The 3,655-nt window shown below is 69.7% G+C and carries 5 protein-coding genes and 1 pseudogene; all 6 read right to left on the bottom strand.

The genetic code is table 11. The features are described 5' to 3' along the window. Nucleotides 1-160 (bottom strand): annotated as a pseudogene (locus tag KME77_RS08400) (phenylalanine--tRNA ligase subunit alpha); the annotation flags it as partial. Between the two features lie 120 nt (nt 161-280). Beyond that, on the bottom strand, nt 281-1,363 hold the full coding sequence (locus tag KME77_RS08395; RefSeq protein ID WP_308250616.1) for a sensor histidine kinase: 1,083 nt from the start codon (nt 1,361-1,363) through the stop codon (nt 281-283). A 50-nt stretch (nt 1,364-1,413) separates the two neighbouring features. Continuing rightward, the gene (locus KME77_RS08390; RefSeq protein WP_219463661.1) at nt 1,414-2,217 is read right to left on the bottom strand and encodes a TrmH family RNA methyltransferase; all 804 of its coding nucleotides are present in this window, start codon (nt 2,215-2,217) and stop codon (nt 1,414-1,416) included. Nucleotides 2,218-2,440: 223 nt separating this feature from the next. Continuing rightward, on the bottom strand, nt 2,441-2,824 hold the full coding sequence (rplT, locus tag KME77_RS08385) for a 50S ribosomal protein L20 (RefSeq protein ID WP_219463658.1): 384 nt from the start codon (nt 2,822-2,824) through the stop codon (nt 2,441-2,443). 23 nt (nt 2,825-2,847) lie between these two features. Next, complete coding sequence (rpmI, locus tag KME77_RS08380) at nt 2,848-3,042, bottom strand: 50S ribosomal protein L35 (RefSeq protein WP_090761693.1); 195 nt, start codon at nt 3,040-3,042, stop codon at nt 2,848-2,850. Between the two features lie 129 nt (nt 3,043-3,171). Then, nucleotides 3,172-3,655: translation initiation factor IF-3 (infC, locus tag KME77_RS08375; protein WP_219463655.1), on the bottom strand; the 484-nt coding region annotated here is incomplete at its 5' end.

Below are 3,655 nucleotides of genomic sequence, written 5' to 3'. Positions count from 1 at the left end.
CCCGCTCCCCGCCCGCGGGGGGGGCGGCCGGCGGCAGGGCGCCGATCTCGCGGTTGGCCAGCGCGATGGGCGAGCGGTCGCCCGCGTGCGCCAGCCGCGCCTGCTTGAGTGCGTCGAGGTCGGCGGCCGCCTTGATCGCCTCCAGGGCGTCGGCCTCCATGCGGGACACCTCGTCGGCGTGCAACGGTGTGACCTCGACGGGGTCGTAGTCAGACAAGAGTGGGCTCCGTAATCAGGGCTTGAGCGTGACAGAGTCTAGTGGAGCAGCCCACCGGTGCTCTTACGCGAAGTCTGGCGTCCCGGTGGGCACGGTAAATCGGAACTCCGCCCCGCCCTCGGGCGCGCGCTGCACGGTGATCGTGCCGCCGTGCGCCTCGACCAGGCCCTTCACGATGAACAGCCCGAGCCCGGTGCCGCCGCGCCTGCGGCTGTTGCCCCGCCAGAACTGCCGGAAGACGCGCGGAGCCAGCTCGGGCTCGATGCCCTCACCCTGGTCGCGCACCGACACGGCGATCCCCCATCCGACGGACTCGATGTCGATTGTGACGGTGCCACGCCCGTGGCGCACCGCGTTTTCCATCAGGTTGCCGAGGATCTGGTCGATCTTGTCCTGGTCGAGCCACATCTCGGGCAGGTCGTCGCCGACGACGAGCCGGAAGCGGTCCTCGGCCTCGCCCGCCGCGACGCGGCCGGCCATGATGCGGCGGGTCCTGGCGGGCACGTCGACGACCTGGCGGTGCAGCTCAAGGCGCCCGGACTCGATCCGTGAGACGTCGAGCAGCTCGGTGATGAGCCTGGTCACGCGGTCGGCGTCGTTGTTGACGGTCTCCAGCATGACGCGCTTCTGCTCGTCGGTGAAGCGGGTCCACTTGGCCAGCAGGGTCGCGGTGAAGCCCTTGACGCTGGTCAGCGGCGAGCGCAGCTCGTGGGCGACCGTGGAGACCAGGTCGGCGCGGCTGCGCTCCAGCCGGGCGCGGGCGCCGCCGTCGCGCAGGGTGATCGTCACCCGCTCGACGTCGCCGCAGCGCTCGGGCTCGCGGGTGAACCTGGCGGCCACGTAGAGCTCCTGGCCGCCGGGCATGTGCAGCGGGCGCTCGGGCACCCTGCTGCGGGTGCGCAGCCCGCCCTCGGGGTCGAGGGCCTTCCACCACTCGCGGCCGTCGTGGTCGCGGAAGGGGAAGACCTCGTTCATGTCCTTGCCGACCGCGCGTTCCAGGCTCACGCCGGTGAGCCGGGCGGCGGCCCGGTTGACGGCCAGCACGCGCCCGAACCTGTCGGTCACGATGAGGCCGTCGGGCAGGTCGTCGATGGCTATCGTGCACGCGGACGCCACCACTCGCCCATCGGTGTCTGCGCCGTGCACGACCTCGCCTCCTCCGCCTACAAGGCCGACAATAGCGGGTTTCCAGCCGGCTAGGGGACTCGCTGGGCCCTTGCCGAGCTGTAAAGGCACACCGCGGCCGCGGTGGCCAGGTTGAGACTCTCGGCCTGTCCATAGATGGGCACTCTGACCACATCGTCCGCTTCGGCGAGAACCTCCTCGGGCAGGCCCCATGCCTCGTTTCCGAAGATCCAGGCGGTTGGGCCCGACAGGTCGACGTCGTCGAGCGTGTGCTTGCCCGTACCGTCGGCCGCCAGCACGCGCAGTCCGCGCTCCCTGAGTTGACGCACGGCTCCGGCCACCGGTGTACCGATGGCGACGGGCAGGTGGAACAGGCTGCCCGCGCTGGCGCGTACGCACTTGCCGTTGTACGGGTCGACGGAGGCGTCGGTGAGCACCACCGCGTCGGCGCCGGCGGCGTCGGCGGCCCGCATGACGGTGCCGGCGTTGCCGGGGTCGCGCACGTGCGCGAGCACAGCGACCAGGCGCGGGTCGCCGGACAGGGCCTGCTCCAGCGGGACGTGCACCAGCCCGCAGACGGCCAGCAGCCCCTGCGGGGTGACGGTGCCGGACAGCTCGGCCATGACCTCGCCGCTTGCCCGGTGCACCGGGACGCCTTGGAGCGCCGCCTGGGTGACCAGCTCGGGGTGCCGCAGCTCGGCCTCGGCCGTGGCGAACAGCTCCAGCGTCACCCCGTCGAGCCTGAGCGCCTCGCGGACGGCCTGCGGGCCCTCGGCCAGGAACTTGCGGTCCTGCTCCCTGAAGGCGCGCTTGGCGAGCCTCCTGGCGGCCTTCACGCGCGGTGACTTGACGTTGGTCAGCTCGGACCCGGCCATGCTCTCTCCTGCTCCCGCACGAAGCGACCCCGCACAAGGCAACCCGCACGAGGCAACCCGCGCAAAACAAAGGGCCCACCTTCGGGTGGGCCCTCCTCCTGGCCTCGTCTTCCGCACGTGCTCTGCCGTGGCCCTCCCCCAGGTCGCCTCCGCCGGAGTACGGCGGTGGCGAGGAACGGCGGGCCGATCGCGGTGGCGTGCGGAAAACGAGCCTAGCGTCGCCTCAGCTCGCGGCCGGGGCGTTCACGTTCGCCGGCAGCGCCTTCTTGGCGGCCTCGACGAGCGTGGCGAAGGTCTGGCTGTCGTTCACCGCGAGGTCGGCGAGGATCTTGCGGTCGACCTCGATGCCGGCCAGGCGCAGACCCTGGATCAGGCGGTTGTACGTCATGCCGTTCTGGCGGGCAGCGGCGTTGATCCGCTGGATCCAGAGACGGCGGAACGCGCCCTTACGGTCCTTGCGGTCCCGGTAGGCGTACGTCATCGAGTGGAGCATCTGCTCCTTGGCCTTGCGGTACAGACGTGACCGCTGGCCACGGTAACCGGAAGCCCGCTCGAGGACGACCTTGCGCTTCTTCTTGGCGTTGAGCGCCCGCTTCACGCGTGCCATGTTCTATCTCCCCGGGGGTCGCGCTACTTGGCGAGCAGCTTCTTGATCTTCTTGGAATCGGCGTCGGAAAGGACGACTTCGTTCTTGAGACGGCGCGTCAGCGTGGACGACTTCCACTCGTTGTAGTGCGCGCGGTTGGCACGGCGACGCTTGATCTTGCCGGTGCCGGTGACCCGGAACCGCTTCTTCGCACCGCTGTGCGTCTTCATCTTCGGCATTCGCCGTCTCTCCTCAATTCGTCCGTGCCGGTGGCCGGGCCGGTGCTGGCCGACCCGGTCGCGGCGTCTCAGTTCTGGCTGGCGGCTGCTGTTCGGGGGTGCGCCGTCAAGGCTAACCCCAACCGCGGGTCACGCTTCCTGTACGGAAGACTCCGGTACGGAAGGCTCCTCGCTGCCGCGCTGGGCCTTGGCTGCGGCCTTTTCGGCCTTGGCCTCGGCCTTCTTCTTGTGCGGACCGATCACCATGATCATGTTACGGCCGTCCTGCTTGGCGTGGGACTCGACGAAGCCGAGCTCCTGGACGTCGTCCGCCAGCCGCTGCAGCAACCGGAACCCGAGCTCCGGACGGGACTGCTCGCGACCGCGGAACATGATCGTGACTTTGACCTTGTCCCCCGCCTTGAGGAACCGCACCACGTGACCCTTCTTGGTCTCGTAGTCGTGCGGGTCGATCTTCGGCCGGAGTTTGATCTCCTTGATGATCGTGTGCGCTTGATTCTTGCGCGCCTCGCGCGCCTTCATCGCGGACTCGTACTTGAATTTGCCGTAGTCCATGAGCTTGCACACGGGCGGTCGAGCCGTGGCCGCGACCTCGACGAGGTCGAGGTCGGCC

Origin of the sequence: Nonomuraea rhizosphaerae, from assembly GCF_019396405.1 — a bacterium.
GTDB classification, from domain to species: Bacteria; Actinomycetota; Actinomycetes; order Streptosporangiales; family Streptosporangiaceae; genus Nonomuraea; species Nonomuraea rhizosphaerae.
This window is presented reverse-complemented; position numbering and strand designations above follow the sequence as displayed.

Excerpts from the sequence above, each read along its gene's own strand:
- KME77_RS08390 (WP_219463661.1), bottom strand. The coding sequence starts at position 2,217 with ATGGCCGGGTCCGAGCTGACCAACGTCAAGTCACCGCGCGTGAAGGCC.
- rplT (WP_219463658.1), bottom strand. The coding sequence starts at position 2,824 with ATGGCACGCGTGAAGCGGGCGCTCAACGCCAAGAAGAAGCGCAAGGTC.
- rpmI (WP_090761693.1), bottom strand. The coding sequence starts at position 3,042 with ATGCCGAAGATGAAGACGCACAGCGGTGCGAAGAAGCGGTTCCGGGTC.